The organism is Agrobacterium sp. FDAARGOS_525, from assembly GCF_003938925.1.
Lineage (GTDB): Bacteria > Pseudomonadota > Alphaproteobacteria > Rhizobiales > Rhizobiaceae > Agrobacterium > Agrobacterium pusense.
In genome coordinates this window covers 2,038,319-2,052,040 of sequence record NZ_RKIU01000003.1, presented here as the reverse complement: position 1 = coordinate 2,052,040, position 13,722 = coordinate 2,038,319, and the positions used below count along the sequence as shown (strand labels likewise).

The window sequence follows — 13,722 nt, the reverse complement described above, 5'->3', positions numbered from 1 at the left end:
CTCAAAAAATCTCAGGGATCGGGAAAGCGGAAAATGCCGGCGATGCGCCGTTTCCAGCATGGCACCAAGGCGGAACGCACCACCGCCGCCTGCTCATAAGCGTGGATGAAATGCCGGGATTCCGCGAGGATGCCGAGATGTTTGGCCGCCGCATCGGCCCGCCAGCGGAACAGCAGCAGGTCTCCAGGCTTTGCCTCGTCCAGGCCCGAAACGCCGGGAAAATGCCGTTGCACGGCCGCCATCAGCCGGTCCTCACCACAGCGCTCGGCCCAGTCAGGCGCATAGGGCGGCGGAAGTTCCGGTTCGCTGCCGTAGAGTTCGCGCCAGACGCCTCGGATCAGGCCGAGACAATCGCAGCCAACGCCCTTTAGCGACGCCTGATGCCGATAGGGTGTGCCGATCCACGGCTCGGCCAGCGCCAGCACCTTGTCTCCCGTCTCGCTCATGGGAACAAGGCCCCGCCGTCGTGGGTGTGACCGCCGCTGGCATAAGAATAGGCGAAATCCGCCCCTGGAAGATGGGGAAAGCCCCTGAAATTCAGCTGATTGGCGAATGTATGCCTGCATGTGGCGAAGCTCTTGTCGCAACCGGCCGTGACGGAAAAGCTGTCTCCCGGCAACGGCGCCTCATCCGGTGGAAGCTAGAAAGAAAGAAGCACGCCGCCATTGCGCTGCTCATGGCCATCGAGATCGAACCCGCGCCCTGCAAGCGGACCGGTGAGAAAACGCACCTTTCCCCCGTTGAAAAAACCATCCGGGAAAGCATCGAGCCCGGTTGCGACGAGATTGCCGGCCGCGTCCACCGCCACCACCCGGCCATTGCCGGTGAACCGCGCCAGAGCAACGCCGCAGCGTGCGTCTCCCAGCGCGGCATCGCAGCGCCGTCCATAAACCCGCCCCTGCGGCTGGTTGAGGCGATGGGCGAAACTGCGCAGCTCGGCGCGAAAGGACCCGCCCGCCCGGGCTACGTCGCCGATCTCGCGCAGGGAGAGAAGCACATGCTCTTCCGGAGCCTGCCAGTTGACGAGGTAAAGCTCCACTCTCGCTCCGTCGAAACGGCCGGCGGCAAGATCCTCTTCCGAAATCGCCTCGCTGGAAAAACCGCCTGCCACTTCACCTGCGCCGGCGCCGAGCCCGGTTTCGCTGTCATTATCGCTGGCCGAAAAACCGCTGGCGGCCAGAAAGGCCGTGCCGGCGAAGAAAAGCGCCTCGTCATGATCGGTGAAGCCGATTTCGGCGCCATCCTTCAACGTCACTTTCCAGCAATGGCAAGTGGTCGTGGCATCGCTTTCAAGATGCCCGGCAAGGGCGGGAGCGATCGTTTTCATGGCAGGATTTCCATCAGCGGAATGGCGGGAATTCGCCCGGCTTCGAAGGCGGTGAGGTTGATGTCGATGCGGTCGGTCGCGAACCGTACCGGTACATCGAATTCATATCCGGCACGGACCACCGCACCGGCGGGCGGAACCTTTCCGGAACCGAATGTCACCATACCGGTCGCGTAATCGCAGGACACATCCGAAGCGGATACGGGCACACCCTCGACCGATACGAGGACGGAGCCCTCGGCAGGCTTTTCCACCCGGCGGGTGAAGAAGCCACCCGCATCGGCATAGGTCTTGACCAGTTGAAACCGCACCGTGACGCCATCACCCACGCCGATCCTCTGATCGGTCGATGCCGGCGTGTCTCCCGGCGGGCAGGATTTGAAGTCCACGGGATCGCGAAAACGAAAGCCGTAAAGCTCGCCGCGCCGCGCTTCGAAAAAGGCCAGCACCTCATAGAGATCGGTGAGCGAGCGGATGCCCGAGCCGGCGTCATAGGCACGCCTGGCATTTCGCCAGCGCTGATTGCGGCTTTCCCGCCCATTGGAAAGATTGACGATGTCGGTCCGTCTCACCGGGCCGCCGCTCACACCGAGCGCCAGCCGCAGCGGAAACCGCACTTCATGAAATGCCACCATGTCGTTGTTCCTGGATTCATTTCGCTGTTCGGGGTGTGCCGGCCGCAGGCCCTCATCCTTCGCGGTTTGTCCACGCTCGGCAGGCTGGTCGGGACAGGGACAAGGTCTGCATATTACAGTCCACGCTGGCCGCGCCCGACGCTGCGCGCCAGCATTGCGGCAATCTGGCCTTCGCTTTTGCGGAAGCTTGCCGCATCCGTCGCCGTGACGTTGAAAATGATCTGGGACCCGCCGCCGGCGGAAGGCGCCGCGACACCGAGTGCACCATCCGGGCCGCGCTTCAGAGGCAATATGGCTTCCGCCCCTGCTTCTCCCATCAGGCCAAGCCCGCCGCCCATGGGAAAAAACGCCGGGCTGGAGACGACACCACCCTCGGCGAAAGGCGTGACGCTGCGCCCCGGCATCCCGCCGTCGGCGAAGGCGAAGAGCGAGCCGCCGCCGTTCAACAACCCGCCGACGGCATTGTCAATCATGGCCTCAAAGGGTTTGAGCCCGGCGGAGAGCGCGATGCCCGACAGCCGCTGCCCAAGGCCGCGCAGCACATCGTCCAGCCCTTTGCCGCCTGTCGTTGCCGCCTGCAGTGCAGACGTCAGCGCCGCTCCGAACCGTTCGGAGCGGCGTTCGAGATCGCCCATCACTTCGGACAGGGCTTCCGCCTCCTCCCGATTTTCCGCGATCGATCCTTCACCCGCCATCGTACCTGCCTTTCCGATTCAAACTGGAGCTTCAAGTATCTGAACTAAAAGATCTTCGCGAAACGATGATCGGATGCGTCCCTGTCGGGAAAACGCCGCATCATCGCTTCCATCTCCTGTCGATCCGGGCCGTGTGAACCGGAGCGCACGCCGCCCGTCATGGCGAAAAACTCTCTGGGCGTCAGCCGCCAGAAGACTTCGGAAGAAAGCCGCAGCAGGCAGAAACCCGCATGGAGAACCGCATCCCAGGGAAAGGGGCGCGGCGTCGCATCGCCTGCTGCGGCATTCAGGGGTCCCGCGGCGTCTCCCCTTTCAAACCGCCAAAGGTGGCGGTCAGAAGTTCGGCGACGATGGCGGCATGGCCGGCAATGCCGCCCTCCACCGTGGCGCTGGCAACATCCTCATCCGAAAAAACATTGCCGGCGCCCCGCAACCCCGCGCCGATCACCCGGATCATGTCGGTGGCCTTCATGCGTCCGCTCGCAAAACGTTCGGCGAGCGCTGTCAGGTCATCGACTTCGAAGGCGGTTTCGAGCTCGGCAAGCGCGCCGAGCGTCAGGCACAATATGCGCCTTTCGCCGTCGAACAGCGCTTCGATCTCGCCGCGATGGCGGTTCGCCCGCCCGTAACGCAACCCTTGCGGCATCACAGCGCTCCAAAGGTCAAAAGACCGGCCGATTCCAGCGCGATCTCAAATTGCACTTCGCCATCGTGACGGCCGGAATACTCCAGCGCCACGATCTGGAACGGCCCGATAATCGTGCCGAAATCGGGTATGACGATCTGCCAGCCGGGAATGGTGCCCGCGAAAAACGCGCCGCGCACGAGCGCATCGCTCGCCGCATCCTTGAATATGCCTGACGCCGTCAGCGCGGCCCTTTGCACGCCGGCACCCGCCAGCAACTCGCGCCAGCGCCCGACGCTTTCCCCATCGGTAACGTCCACCGCCTGGGCGTTAAAGGCCAGCCGCCGCGTTCTGAGCCCGGCAACAGTGACATATGTTCCGGCATTGTTGAATTTCAGCAGAAAATCCTTGCCCTTCTGCGCCACCATCCTGTTTCCTTCCGTTTCGATTGCGGTTGCAGGGTGTTGCGGGCCTGCGACCAAAAATGTTCCTTGCCCTCGCATTGTGCGATCTTGCCATGTCCGATGCTGCTTCCCCGACGTTCCGTACACGCCTTATCGGCGTGCTGGCGCTTGGGCAGGTCGTCAGCTGGGGTTCCGGTTTCGACATGCTGGCCATTCTCGGTCCACGAATGGGCAGCGAACTCGCCATCGCCAACGAAGTCGTTTTTGCGGGCCTGACCGTGATGATGACCATCAGTGCGCTTTGCGGGCCGCTGCTCGGGCGGATGCTTGTGCGCCACGGCGCAGCGCCGGTGCTGGTCAGCGGCACCCTGCTTTTTGCCTGCGGCTTTGCGCTGCTTGCTTTTGCAGGCGGCGTGACAAGCTATCTGCTGGGCTGGGCGGTGATGGGCTTTGCCGGCGCGTGCGGGCTGACAACGGCGGCACACACCGCCGTGGTGGAGCGCGTCGGGGCGGAAAGCGGTCGATCCCTGACGCTGCTGATGGTCTTTACCGGCCTTTCGGCGGCCGTGTTCCTGCCCGTTACAGCCTTTGCGGAGCAGCATCTCGGCTGGCGCGGCACCCTCATCCTCTACGGCTGTCTGCAGCTGTTCCTGCTTCTGCCGCTTTACCTCTTCGTTCTTCCGAAGAGAAAGGGCGGCAATCCAGGCCAGCGCCCGCATCCTGGTGAAATCCCGGCCTCGCCGTTGGATACGCGGCGCGCCTTCCTGCTTCTGGCGGCAATGACCACGCTCAGTGCCTTCACCGCCTTTGGCTTCTCGCCGCTTCTGCCTTTGCTTCTCGTGCATTCAGGCGCATCGCAAGCGCTCGCAATCCAGCTGGCATCGGTGCGCAGCGTGCTGGCGATTACCGCGCGCGGGCTAGATTTCCTGCTGGGAAAACGCGGCAATCCCTTCATCACCTGCCTGATCGGCCTCTGTCTTCTGCTGACATCCTTTCTGGTCTTGCTCGTCTTTTCTCCGGCCATACCAGCCTTTGCCGGCTTCATCGCCCTGTTCGGGTTTGGCGCGGGTGTGCTGACGGTCAGCCGCGCCGTTCTGCCGCTTGCAGTGTTTTCTCCGCAGCAATACGGCCTTCAGGCCGCACGGATTTCGCTTCCGCAAAATCTCGCCATCGCCTTTGCACCTGTCATTTTCAGCATGGCGCTCGATCGCGGCGGTGTGGCGGCGATGCTTGGCATCGCTTCCATCCTGATCACCCTTTCGCTGCTGCTGCTGATCCTGCTGTGGAAAACCGTGGCCGGCCAGAAAGCGTAAGGCCCTTCATTCCGTTACCGCCCTGAACCGCATTTCAAGGACGAAGTTCCGTGACTTCGCCTCACGGCGGGAGCGGCTGGACAGCATGTGCATGTTGACGAGCGAAAAGCCGACGAGCGGCAGTGCGGCGTCATCAAGCAGCGCTTTTACCCTTGCGGCGATCTCACCCGTGGATCTGCGACGATTGGCATCACCCCAGATTTGCAGCGTCAGAAAATGCTCCTCCGCGCTTTCCGTCGCCGTCGAATAATCGCGGGTCTCGACCTCGTCGAAGACAATACATGGCAAAAGGCCACGCGTCAGAAGCCGGTCGACGATGCCGCCGGGGTTGAGGTCTGCCAATTCGGCATCGCCAGCGAGCTTTGCGACGATCGCCTGAAGAAGCGGGTTCGCGGCGCTCATCGGTCTTCCTCTTCGCAACGGCAGACGATGAAGCGGCGGGTTTCGTCGGGATCCATCGCCGTTCGGATGTTGAGGATGCGCGACCCCTTGCGAAAGCGCATCCCGGTGCCGATGTCGATGTCGTTGCGCCAGGCGAGCCAGACACGATGGGTAATCGTCGCCCCCTCGGCCGAAGCCCGCTCGTGCGAGGCTTCGGAAACCGGTTCGATGGCGCCCCACAACGCGCGCACGGCCTTCCAGCTTTCGGCGGCGCCGCCCTGTCCATCGGGCGTTTCCGACCGCACTTCCAGTTCCAGTCGCGCCGTCAGCCTGCCGGGATCAAGAAAGACGAGGTTCATGGCCTAAAGCCCCAGACGGCAGAAAGGAGACACCAGCCGCTCGTAACCAGCCGGAACGGCGGCCGGCTGGTTTTCCGGCGCGACGGCGCCGCGAAAGGCGAACATCTGCGCCACATGCATCAGCATGGCGCGTTTCAGCGTATCGGGCACATCCGTCGCGGCCTCGCCATGACCGGCGGTGAAATCGATCTCGATGCCATTCAGCTCCCGTTCCGGGGCCGGCGGTTCGCGCAGCCAGAGCCGTGCCGGCCGCGCCGCGCCGTCGAGCAGCTTTTCGGTGGCGGTGATGTCTGCCGCGTGCCCCTGCCCGTCGAAAACCAGAATCGTTTCGATGGCTTGCACCGGCGTCTTGCCAATCAGAATCACGCCCGTTTCGGGCCACCGATCAAGATAAAGCCGCCAGGTCTGGCGCAGGAGGCACAGCCCGGTGGTGCGTTCCAGATGCTCGCGGGCCGCGCGTATCAACGCGGCAAGCAAGGTGTCCTCGTCACCGCTGTCGAGACGCAGATGCGCCTTGACGTCGGCAAGGGTCAACGGCTCCGCCTGCGGCGGATGGATGAGGGCATAGGTCATGGGGTCTCCGGAGATTAGGGCGAGCGGCTGCGTCTTTCGCCTTCTTCCCGCCGGGAGAAGGTCGCGGCAGCGGGTTGAGGGGGCATGGGTGGGGGTAAACCGTGAGCTTGCCCCCTCATCTGCCCTGTCGGGCATTGGCGGGAAGAAGAAACGCGCGGCACCGTCAAGGTTCAATTCACCCCGAACTTCACCAGCTTGATCGCCTCGAAATTCTGCACGCCGCCGCCCACGCGTTTGGTGGTGTAGAAAAGCACATAGGGTTTGGCCGAATAGGGATCGCGCAGGATGCGGACACCGGTTCGGTCAACAACGAGGTAACCGGCGCGGAAATCCCCGAAGGCGATGGCGAAGCTGTTGGCCGCCACATTGGGCATGTCCTCGGCTTCCGTCACCGGAAAGCCCATCAGCGAGGCGGGCTGACCGACGGCAGCCGGCGGATGCCAAAGATAGGCGCCGGTCGTGTCCTTGAAGCGTCGAAGCGCGCCCTGCGTCTTGCGGTTCATCAGGAAGGTGCCGTTCTGGCGATGGCCGGCTTTCAACGCATAGATGGCGTCGAGCAGCACGTCCATGGGACCGGCGGAGGAAAAGCCCGCCGATACGCCGGTCGCGACATAACCGATATTGCCCCAGCTCCAGTCGTTATTGGCAACGGTCGTATAGGCGAGGAACCCCCTGGGCTTGTTGATGCCGTCGCCGCCAACGAAAGCCGCCGCCTCCTGTTCGGCGAATGCGATGTCCACCTCGGATGCGATCCACGCCTCGATATCGACCGCCGCGTCGTCCAGCAGGCCCTGGGTGGCGGCAGGCATGGCATAAAGCTCCATGGTCGGGAAAGAAAGCTCCGACAGTTTCGGCGTCGCCGTTTCCGGCCGCGCCGCCGTTTCCGAAACCCAGCCGGTGGCGAGCCCGCCGGCGGCGAAGGGTTTTTTCAGCACGGCAGCGGACACCTGTCGCACCGTGGCGAGCGCCCGGACAGGCGAAATCGCCGTCATGCGCCGGCCGATCTCGCCATCCGTCTCGGTCGGAAGAAGAAAGCCGCCGTCCGCCCCGGCCGAGCCGGCAAAGGCCTTTGCCTCGAGATCGCGCAGCGCGGCTTCCTCGCCCCGGCGGATATAGGCCTCGAAAGCGGTCTTGTGCTCTTCGGCATCCTGCGACAGCGTGTCCTTCCGGCCGAGCGCGGGCCGCGCCTTCTTCAAAGCCAGATCGTCCATGAGCCTGCGGTTGTCGTCGAGCGCCCTGTCGATGCGGTCGAGCTTGTCGCGGGTCACGACATCAGCCCCCATCTTGCGCTCGATATCGGCAAGCCGCTGATCGTTGGTCTCACGGAAGGCTTCGAAGGCCTCCATGAACTCGTCGAAGGCGGCCGTCATCGTATCAGGGACGGCCTTCAGCTGCGGCGCAACCGTCATCGGGGCCGGTGTCGTTGTCTGCTCTGTCATGTGGTTTTCCTTGTTGCGGTTTGTCCGGAAATCAGCGTTTGAAGGCGGTATCGAAAAGCGAACGGGCGGCGCGGCGCATGCTGCGCACCAGTTCGGTGTCGCGGTCGCGGAAGAAGCGGGCATGCTTGACATCGGAGACGCGAGCCGAGGGAAGCATCGGAAAAGTCACGACGGAGATCTCCCAGAGATCGGCCTCCAGAATGCGCCGGACGCCGGCGCGGGCCGCCTTGCCGGAACGCCCTTCCCTACTCGAACGAACCGTGCGGAAACCGATGGACAGCCCGTCCAGAGCGCCGGCCTTCATCAGCGAATGGACCTCCCTCGACCGGGCGACGCCGGGCGAGAGGATACCCTCGACATAAAGGCCACGCTCATCCTCGCGGATGGTGCGCCAGGCGCCGATAGGCTGGGCCGGATCGTGCTGGTAGAGCATGCGGATACCGGACGCACCGCGCTCCTCGATGGAGCGGCGGAAGGCGCCGCGCTCGATCACATCGCGGCCGAGATCGATCTCGCCAAAAACGCTGGCGTAACCGGAAAAAGTGCCGTCGCCGGCAATGCCGCGCAGTTCCAGATTGGCGAATTTACGCGTGGCGGGACGCGGCCCGCGATAGGCGTGCATGGGTAACTCCTGCAATGTGAGGGGAATATCAGGCGCGCGGGCGGGCGCTGTAACGGTCGGCGATGCGCACCAGCACGCCCAACCCCCACCAGGCCCCCATGCTGGCGGCGGCGGAACCCGCCACCATGATTTCGCGACCGGAGAGCGCACCGGCAATATCAAGCTGCTGCACGATCCACAGGCCGATAGGCCCGCCGAAGATCATGCCGCAGGAGACGCCGGTGATAAAACGGCTCGCGGCCTCGCGTTTGCTTTTCGGCAGGAGATAAACGAGCGATACACCCGCGCCCGCCACGGCGCCGGTGATGCGGGCGGCCCAGATGCCAGCCTCATTGGCGAATTCAGACATGGGTAATCACTCCGTTCTAGGATGTTGTCATCGGGCGGACGCGCCGCGTCGCACGCAGCCGCTTCCTGCGCGCCTGCACCGGGTGATTTTACGAATCTTCGGAATCGCTTGGACGGATGAGCTCACAAAGAGAATCCGCTTCTTCAGACAATGCTTGAACCGTCAAAGCGAAAGAAACGCCGTCCCTTCAATAACCGACGGCCTCGCGTTTTTCCTCGTCGCTCAGGAACGAGGCTGCGCCGATGCGTGTCCAGAGCGCGTCCCGCTCGCCGGCGAGCCCGGCAATCCGATCGAGATCGGCTTCCAGTCGCAGGCCCACGCCGAAGATCGGCGCAAGCCAGCCGCAAAGCCTCGCCGCCGTGCGGTTGACGAGCGGCAGCACGGTGAGGCGATAGAAGGCGCGGTTTGCTTCCTGGTAATTCGCATAGGTATTGTCGCCGGGAATGCCGATCAGCATTGGCGGTACTCCGAGTGAGAGCGCGATATCGCGGGCCGCGCCGTTGCGGGCTTCCAGAAAGTCCATGTCGCGCGGCGATAGTCCCATCGCCTTCCAGTCCAGCCCGCCCTCCAGAAGCAGCGGCCGGCCGGCATTCATGGCGCCCTGATAGCCCTCCTCCAGCTCGCGCTTCAGCCGTTCATATTGTTCGGCGGAAAGATTGCCGCCTTCCCGCGGCTGATAGACCAGCGCGCCGGAAGGCCGGGCGGAATTATCGAGCAGGCGCTTGTTCCACTGGCTGGCCGCGTTGTGGAGATCAAGCGCCGCGCCGGCGGAGGCGAGCGGCGCGAACCCCACCCGGTCATCCAGCGGATGGAACAGTTTGAGATGCAGCAGCCCCAGCCCGTCCCGCTCGGCGGCGATGCGCCGCGCGGCCCGGCCTTCGGCGCGGTAATCATAAGCCGCCGGCCAGCCATCCGGCCCTTCGACAATGCTGAGCCGGTCAGGCCGGAGAAGATGCAGTTCACGCAGCCGCCCGCCGATCACAAGCGGCTCGACATAGGCATTTCCGGCCAGCATGAGGTGGCCATAAAGCGCCTCGAAGAAATCCGGTCCGCCCATATGGGCGCCCGGCCTCGCCAGAAGCGCCAGCAGCGGATGATCGCCTATCTCGTCATCGCCGTCGTAAAGCAGCCAGTTCACCGACGCGGCCGCTTCCGCCACCATGCGGGCAGCCCGGTGGGCTACGGGATTCTTCATGAAACCCTCACGGGCAAGCGCGGCATAGGACCGGCCGGACCAGAAGGCCTGCCCGCCCTGCATGGCCACGGCCATGAAGCCGCCAGCCATTTTCCGGTTTTCGGGCATGGCGTTGCCATCCGCCGGGCGCTTGCGCGGCAGGGAAAAGGGAAATCGCATGACGGTGTCCTTGTTTGTGATGTTCCTCATCCCTGGCTTGTCACAGGGAACCAGCCAGCCCAGCTCTTTGGGCCGAAGAGAGTCTTGTCGTCGCGCAGACACGCGTCGGCTGGTTTCCTGCGACAGGCACAGAAATAAGGGATACCGGGACTCAAAGCCCAAACGGAAAAAGATTTTTTTCGCCGGCTCTCGGCAGACGACGGGCAGATGCCCGTCACTTGCGCAGCTGAACCGAACCGTTACCGGATCGGTGCTTTTACTGCCGTATCGCTGTCGAAATCGGCGGCGACGCGGGTTTCCCGCAGCGGCTTCACCGTGCGGGTGGAAAGATCATAGGCGGGATCGGCCTTGTAGGCCGCCAGCGCCGCCTCGTTTTCGAACTCGCCATAAACGATGAAATCGACGGAATTGCCCCATTGGTCCTTCTTCACATTCTCGCCGATTTCCAGCTTCAGCGCATGCGGAATCGCGGTAAGGCCGGAAAGGCCCTTGCGGACGGCGTCGCGGTTTTCCTCGGGAACGGTGAAAAAGACGATATGGCGGATCACGGTGTCACCTGTCATGCGAAATTCGAAGGCGGCCTTCTCGGCGCTGCGTAACGGGTTATCACCTGGGCCGCGCCGGTTCAATCCGCGCCGCAAGAAGCGCCCGATGAAATGCGCGCCCATAATTGCCCACCAGGCTGGCCCGGTCGCTGCCATTGATGATGGCGCGCGCCGCATCCCAGTCTTCGCGCTCTGCACCGAAGAAATCCGCAAGACGTCTGCCGGTGAAGCTGCCGGCCACCATCCCCTGGATCAGGATAGCCGTCGCCACGTCCGCTTCCATGGCGCGCTCGGGGCGGCCGGTTAGATCCACCCCGGTCAGCACCGACATGGTCTCATAATTGCGGCGATGGGTCAGCTGAACGAAGCCACGTCCCAGCCAGCTTTTCCCTTCCGCATCACGCCGCCAGTAGGGTCTGCGGACCATCGGCAGACCGCCGGCGGCAAAGGCGCGGTCGAGCCGTGCGATCGCTTCGGCATCGGTTGTCGCCAAAGTCTCGCGCACCGGCTGCATGGTTGCCGCGGTCTCGTGGAAAGCAGTCGCCAGCATATAAGCCAGCCACCGGGGATCGCCGCCGGGCAGCGCCGTCGCAAAGCCCGACAGGATCGTCTTCATCCCTGCAAGCTGCGCCGTGCGCAGCCGCCCGCCGAACAGGGATTTCCGCACCGACGCGACGAATCGCGCCTCGTCAAAGACCATGGCCTGCTCCTGATATGACACTTGATATGACTTGGGGTTCATGACCCCTGACGTCCGTCAGGACTAAATCGATTTGAAAAAACCTTAATCGATTTTAATCCTCGGACCGGGGTTTTGGAGTAAAAAATTCCTTGAATTCCGGAACCTTAGCGCGCTAATTCCATTTACCGCGCAATCCTGCAGCGTTAACCATTCAAGGAGGAATGCCACCATGACAGCGACAATCCCCCAGACCGTTTATGACCGTCTCGAAAACGAGTGGCGCCAGATGCGTGAAACCGGCTCCCAGCCGAAGCCGGCGCAATCTCCGAAGAAATAATATTTGCCCGACGCCCGAAATCGGGCGGGTCCTCCACTTTTTCTTCTCCCCGCCGGGGAGAAGATGGCCCCAAGGGTCAGATGACGGGGCAAGGTCCTGACATCCATGCTCTCGCGGCACATCTTGACCGTTGCCTCTTCATCCCGCGCTGCGGTCCTTCTGCCCAACGGGAGAAGAAACAGGCGGCACGCTTGAGGCGTTATTGGCTCTAGGTCCCTGGAGCCACTAAATCACCGTCTCACATCCCCCGCACCTTCGGTTCGCTGGTCACCATCGTCGTCAGCGCAGTGATCGCCCAGACGAGTGCGTCCAGCCTGTCCGGCGAGCGCCCGGTCGACAGGCCTTCCGGTCCGAAATCCGTCATCTGGTCCTCCAGCTTTTCAAATCGCGCAGCGTGGCTCACCCTTCCCTGCTCATAGAGCGCGGCGACCGGTTCGGCGCGGGCGAACTTTCCGCGGCTTGCCCGCACCAGCGTCAGCGGCAGGTTGGCGTCTACGCTCTGCAGCATGGCGCGCACCATCTCGCCGCCCTGATTGACCTCTGCCACGACGCGGTCAGCCTCGTGGCGGCGGAAGGCGGCGACGACGGCGCGAGCCCAGCCGGCCGGCGTCTCGCCTTCCACCGAACAATCCGCAAGCACCGTGAGACGCCCGGCCATGCCCAGTCCCGCCACGACGATGCCGCAGCAGGAATTTTCACCACTGCCGGCCGGCGGATCGACCGACACCACGATCCGCGAAAGCGGCGCAGCCGCAACCTCAACGATCGCTTCCAGATCGGCGCGTTTCCATAACGCGCCCTCGCGCTCATCGATCAGCTCGCCGCCAATTTCCTGACGGCCGAGCCGCGTGCCGCCGTAGCGGTCCTGCATGGCTTTCAGAAAACCGGGCGAAAGGTTCCGCGCGTTCATGGCCGTCGGCATCCGGGCCACCCGGCTCGAAGGATCGGCCAGAAGCGCCTTCAGCAATGGAATGGGCCGTGGCGTGGTCGTCACCAGCTGTCGTGGCAATTCACCCAGACGCAGGCCGAACTGCAGCATGTCCCAGGTTTCCTGTGGATATTTCCATTTGCCCAGCTCATCCGCCCAGGCCATGTGGAACTGCGGCCCGCGCAGGCTTTCCGGGTCTTCCGATGAGAACACCTGCGCCATCGCCCCGTTGGGCCAAAGCAGCCGCCGACGCGACACCTCGAAGGCGGGACGATGGCGGCGGGCAATACGGCAAATCCCGGAAATGCCGTCGATCATAACCTCCCGGGCGTCACCCAGCGTTTCGGCAACCAGCGCGATGCGCAAATCCGATTGCCTGCCGGCGGAAGCGACGGCGTGAACCCACTCCGACCCGGCGCGGGTCTTGCCGGATCCGCGTCCGCCGATCAGAAGCCATGTCCGCCAGTCGCCCTCCGGCGGCTGCTGCGGCAGGTTGCCAATGAAACGCCAGTCGCGCAGAAGATTGAAAACCTGCGCCGGCAGATGGGGTCCGGTCGACATATCCGTCATGTGTCGGTTTCTGCGAAGGGGCTGCAAGCGGGATCGGTTGCCATCTTTGCGCGGCATTTCTGTTCAGCCAGTTCATCGATGCGATTGAGGAAATGCGCCACCGCCGCTTCGTAATCCGCGACCTCTGTTTCGTCTTCGCTGAAAAGAGCTTCCCTTTCTTCCGCCAGCACCCGTTGCAAAGCGTCGATCCGCTCCAGCGTGCGAACGATCAGCGACAGCTGGTCCGTCGCAGCCTTCACATCGGCGCGCGCGAGCTTGCCCGAAGCATCCTCCGCTGTCGCCAGAAATGCCGCTTCGCTCACTTGGCGGAGATTGCGGTACAGGCAGAACTGCTCGCGCATCTCCTCCGTAAGCTCATTCAGCAATTGCCGCAGGCTGCCGTTGCGCGCCGCATCTTCGGCGGCCAGCCTGTCGGCCCGCGACTTCGTCTCGGGCGCGGCTTCCGGCATGTCGTCAGCCGCATAGGCGGGCGTTTCCGGCCAGACGCTGTAGAGCGCCGGATCGCAATTGCTGGACGTTGTCATGGGATTGGCCTGCGAGAGAAAGAACAAATAAAGAGGGGCCGCGAACAAGGCAAGTTTGCT

Annotated in this window: 18 protein-coding genes and 1 pseudogene; 1 reads left to right on the top strand and 18 read right to left on the bottom strand. The window is 63.5% G+C overall.

The window, feature by feature from the left end:
- Positions 1–11: 11 nt before the first annotated feature.
- The 7 genes and pseudogenes from EGT36_RS11455 to EGT36_RS11425 form a co-directional block, all read right to left on the bottom strand.
- Entirely contained in the window at positions 12–446 is a 435-nt protein-coding gene (locus EGT36_RS11455) for a C40 family peptidase (protein WP_037091532.1), read from the bottom strand.
- Positions 443–1,327, bottom strand: a pseudogene (locus EGT36_RS11450) (phage/gene transfer agent baseplate hub protein). Before EGT36_RS11450 ends, EGT36_RS11455 begins: the two are co-directional and overlap by 4 nt.
- A complete protein-coding gene (locus EGT36_RS11445) occupies positions 1,324–1,962 on the bottom strand; it encodes a TIGR02217 family protein (RefSeq protein WP_037091534.1) in 639 nt (212 codons plus the stop codon). Before EGT36_RS11445 ends, EGT36_RS11450 begins: the two are co-directional and overlap by 4 nt.
- 113 nt (positions 1,963–2,075) lie before the next feature.
- A complete protein-coding gene (locus EGT36_RS11440; protein WP_037091537.1) occupies positions 2,076–2,657 on the bottom strand; it encodes a phage tail tape measure protein in 582 nt (193 codons plus the stop codon).
- A 44-nt stretch (positions 2,658–2,701) separates the two neighbouring features.
- Positions 2,702–2,947: a rcc01693 family protein gene (locus EGT36_RS11435; RefSeq protein WP_081950612.1), complete on the bottom strand. Its 246-nt coding sequence runs from the start codon at positions 2,945–2,947 to the stop codon at positions 2,702–2,704.
- Positions 2,944–3,303, bottom strand: coding sequence for a gene transfer agent family protein (locus EGT36_RS11430; RefSeq protein WP_004440758.1), 360 nt, complete (start codon positions 3,301–3,303; stop codon positions 2,944–2,946). The genes EGT36_RS11435 and EGT36_RS11430 overlap by 4 nt, the downstream gene beginning before the upstream one ends.
- Positions 3,303–3,710 carry a phage major tail protein, TP901-1 family gene (locus tag EGT36_RS11425; RefSeq protein WP_004440755.1) on the bottom strand — a complete coding sequence of 136 codons (408 nt, stop codon included), beginning with the start codon at positions 3,708–3,710 and terminating at the stop codon, positions 3,303–3,305. The genes EGT36_RS11430 and EGT36_RS11425 overlap by 1 nt, the downstream gene beginning before the upstream one ends.
- An 89-nt stretch (positions 3,711–3,799) precedes the next feature.
- Here EGT36_RS11425 and EGT36_RS11420 point away from each other — a divergent pair, with 89 nt between their 5' ends.
- Positions 3,800–4,999, top strand: a complete 1,200-nt coding sequence (locus EGT36_RS11420; RefSeq protein WP_037091718.1) for an MFS transporter — start codon at positions 3,800–3,802, stop codon at positions 4,997–4,999.
- A 6-nt stretch (positions 5,000–5,005) separates the two neighbouring features.
- On the opposite strand, the gene EGT36_RS11415 is transcribed toward EGT36_RS11420, so the two are convergent.
- The 11 genes from EGT36_RS11415 to EGT36_RS11365 form a co-directional block, all read right to left on the bottom strand.
- A complete protein-coding gene (locus EGT36_RS11415) occupies positions 5,006–5,401 on the bottom strand; it encodes a DUF3168 domain-containing protein (protein WP_004440751.1) in 396 nt (131 codons plus the stop codon).
- Positions 5,398–5,739, bottom strand: a complete 342-nt coding sequence (locus tag EGT36_RS11410; protein ID WP_006700095.1) for a phage head closure protein — start codon at positions 5,737–5,739, stop codon at positions 5,398–5,400. Before EGT36_RS11410 ends, EGT36_RS11415 begins: the two co-directional genes overlap by 4 nt.
- A gap of 3 nt (positions 5,740–5,742) precedes the next feature.
- A complete protein-coding gene (locus EGT36_RS11405) occupies positions 5,743–6,312 on the bottom strand; it encodes a head-tail connector protein (RefSeq protein ID WP_037091540.1) in 570 nt (189 codons plus the stop codon).
- Between the two features lie 170 nt (positions 6,313–6,482).
- Positions 6,483–7,751: a phage major capsid protein gene (locus EGT36_RS11400; RefSeq protein ID WP_125270415.1), complete on the bottom strand. Its 1,269-nt coding sequence runs from the start codon at positions 7,749–7,751 to the stop codon at positions 6,483–6,485.
- A gap of 31 nt (positions 7,752–7,782) precedes the next feature.
- Positions 7,783–8,373 (bottom strand): HK97 family phage prohead protease, encoded by a 591-nt coding sequence (locus EGT36_RS11395; protein ID WP_037091542.1) that lies wholly within the window; start codon positions 8,371–8,373, stop codon positions 7,783–7,785.
- A gap of 28 nt (positions 8,374–8,401) precedes the next feature.
- Complete coding sequence (locus EGT36_RS11390) at positions 8,402–8,722, bottom strand: DUF6107 family protein (protein ID WP_003509186.1); 321 nt, start codon at positions 8,720–8,722, stop codon at positions 8,402–8,404.
- A gap of 187 nt (positions 8,723–8,909) precedes the next feature.
- Complete coding sequence (locus EGT36_RS11385) at positions 8,910–10,076, bottom strand: phage portal protein (protein WP_037091720.1); 1,167 nt, start codon at positions 10,074–10,076, stop codon at positions 8,910–8,912.
- Positions 10,077–10,315: 239 nt separating this feature from the next.
- Positions 10,316–10,624 carry a Dabb family protein gene (locus EGT36_RS11380; RefSeq protein WP_006700091.1) on the bottom strand — a complete coding sequence of 103 codons (309 nt, stop codon included), beginning with the start codon at positions 10,622–10,624 and terminating at the stop codon, positions 10,316–10,318.
- Between the two features lie 58 nt (positions 10,625–10,682).
- Positions 10,683–11,321, bottom strand: a complete 639-nt coding sequence (locus EGT36_RS11375; RefSeq protein ID WP_037091545.1) for a lysozyme family protein — start codon at positions 11,319–11,321, stop codon at positions 10,683–10,685.
- 557 nt (positions 11,322–11,878) lie between these two features.
- A complete protein-coding gene (locus EGT36_RS11370) occupies positions 11,879–13,138 on the bottom strand; it encodes a DNA-packaging protein (protein WP_037091547.1) in 1,260 nt (419 codons plus the stop codon).
- Positions 13,135–13,662: a hypothetical protein gene (locus tag EGT36_RS11365; protein WP_125270414.1), complete on the bottom strand. Its 528-nt coding sequence runs from the start codon at positions 13,660–13,662 to the stop codon at positions 13,135–13,137. Before EGT36_RS11365 ends, EGT36_RS11370 begins: the two co-directional genes overlap by 4 nt.
- Positions 13,663–13,722 lie beyond the last annotated feature (60 nt).

Bases quoted from the DNA above. Each gene is read 5' to 3' on its own strand.
- EGT36_RS11420 (WP_037091718.1), top strand. From the start codon at position 3,800: ATGTCCGATGCTGCTTCCCCGACGTTCCGTACACGCCTTATCGGCGTG.
- EGT36_RS11385 (WP_037091720.1), bottom strand. From the start codon at position 10,076: ATGCGATTTCCCTTTTCCCTGCCGCGCAAGCGCCCGGCGGATGGCAAC.
- EGT36_RS11425 (WP_004440755.1), bottom strand. From the start codon at position 3,710: ATGGTGGCGCAGAAGGGCAAGGATTTTCTGCTGAAATTCAACAATGCC.
- EGT36_RS11370 (WP_037091547.1), bottom strand. From the start codon at position 13,138: ATGACGGATATGTCGACCGGACCCCATCTGCCGGCGCAGGTTTTCAAT.
- EGT36_RS11415 (WP_004440751.1), bottom strand. From the start codon at position 5,401: ATGAGCGCCGCGAACCCGCTTCTTCAGGCGATCGTCGCAAAGCTCGCT.
- EGT36_RS11395 (WP_037091542.1), bottom strand. From the start codon at position 8,373: ATGCACGCCTATCGCGGGCCGCGTCCCGCCACGCGTAAATTCGCCAAT.
- EGT36_RS11410 (WP_006700095.1), bottom strand. From the start codon at position 5,739: ATGAACCTCGTCTTTCTTGATCCCGGCAGGCTGACGGCGCGACTGGAA.
- EGT36_RS11365 (WP_125270414.1), bottom strand. From the start codon at position 13,662: ATGACAACGTCCAGCAATTGCGATCCGGCGCTCTACAGCGTCTGGCCG.
- EGT36_RS11430 (WP_004440758.1), bottom strand. From the start codon at position 3,303: ATGCCGCAAGGGTTGCGTTACGGGCGGGCGAACCGCCATCGCGGCGAG.
- EGT36_RS11390 (WP_003509186.1), bottom strand. From the start codon at position 8,722: ATGTCTGAATTCGCCAATGAGGCTGGCATCTGGGCCGCCCGCATCACC.
- EGT36_RS11440 (WP_037091537.1), bottom strand. From the start codon at position 2,657: ATGGCGGGTGAAGGATCGATCGCGGAAAATCGGGAGGAGGCGGAAGCC.
- EGT36_RS11400 (WP_125270415.1), bottom strand. From the start codon at position 7,751: ATGACAGAGCAGACAACGACACCGGCCCCGATGACGGTTGCGCCGCAG.
- EGT36_RS11375 (WP_037091545.1), bottom strand. From the start codon at position 11,321: ATGGTCTTTGACGAGGCGCGATTCGTCGCGTCGGTGCGGAAATCCCTG.
- EGT36_RS11455 (WP_037091532.1), bottom strand. From the start codon at position 446: ATGAGCGAGACGGGAGACAAGGTGCTGGCGCTGGCCGAGCCGTGGATC.
- EGT36_RS11405 (WP_037091540.1), bottom strand. From the start codon at position 6,312: ATGACCTATGCCCTCATCCATCCGCCGCAGGCGGAGCCGTTGACCCTT.
- EGT36_RS11445 (WP_037091534.1), bottom strand. From the start codon at position 1,962: ATGGTGGCATTTCATGAAGTGCGGTTTCCGCTGCGGCTGGCGCTCGGT.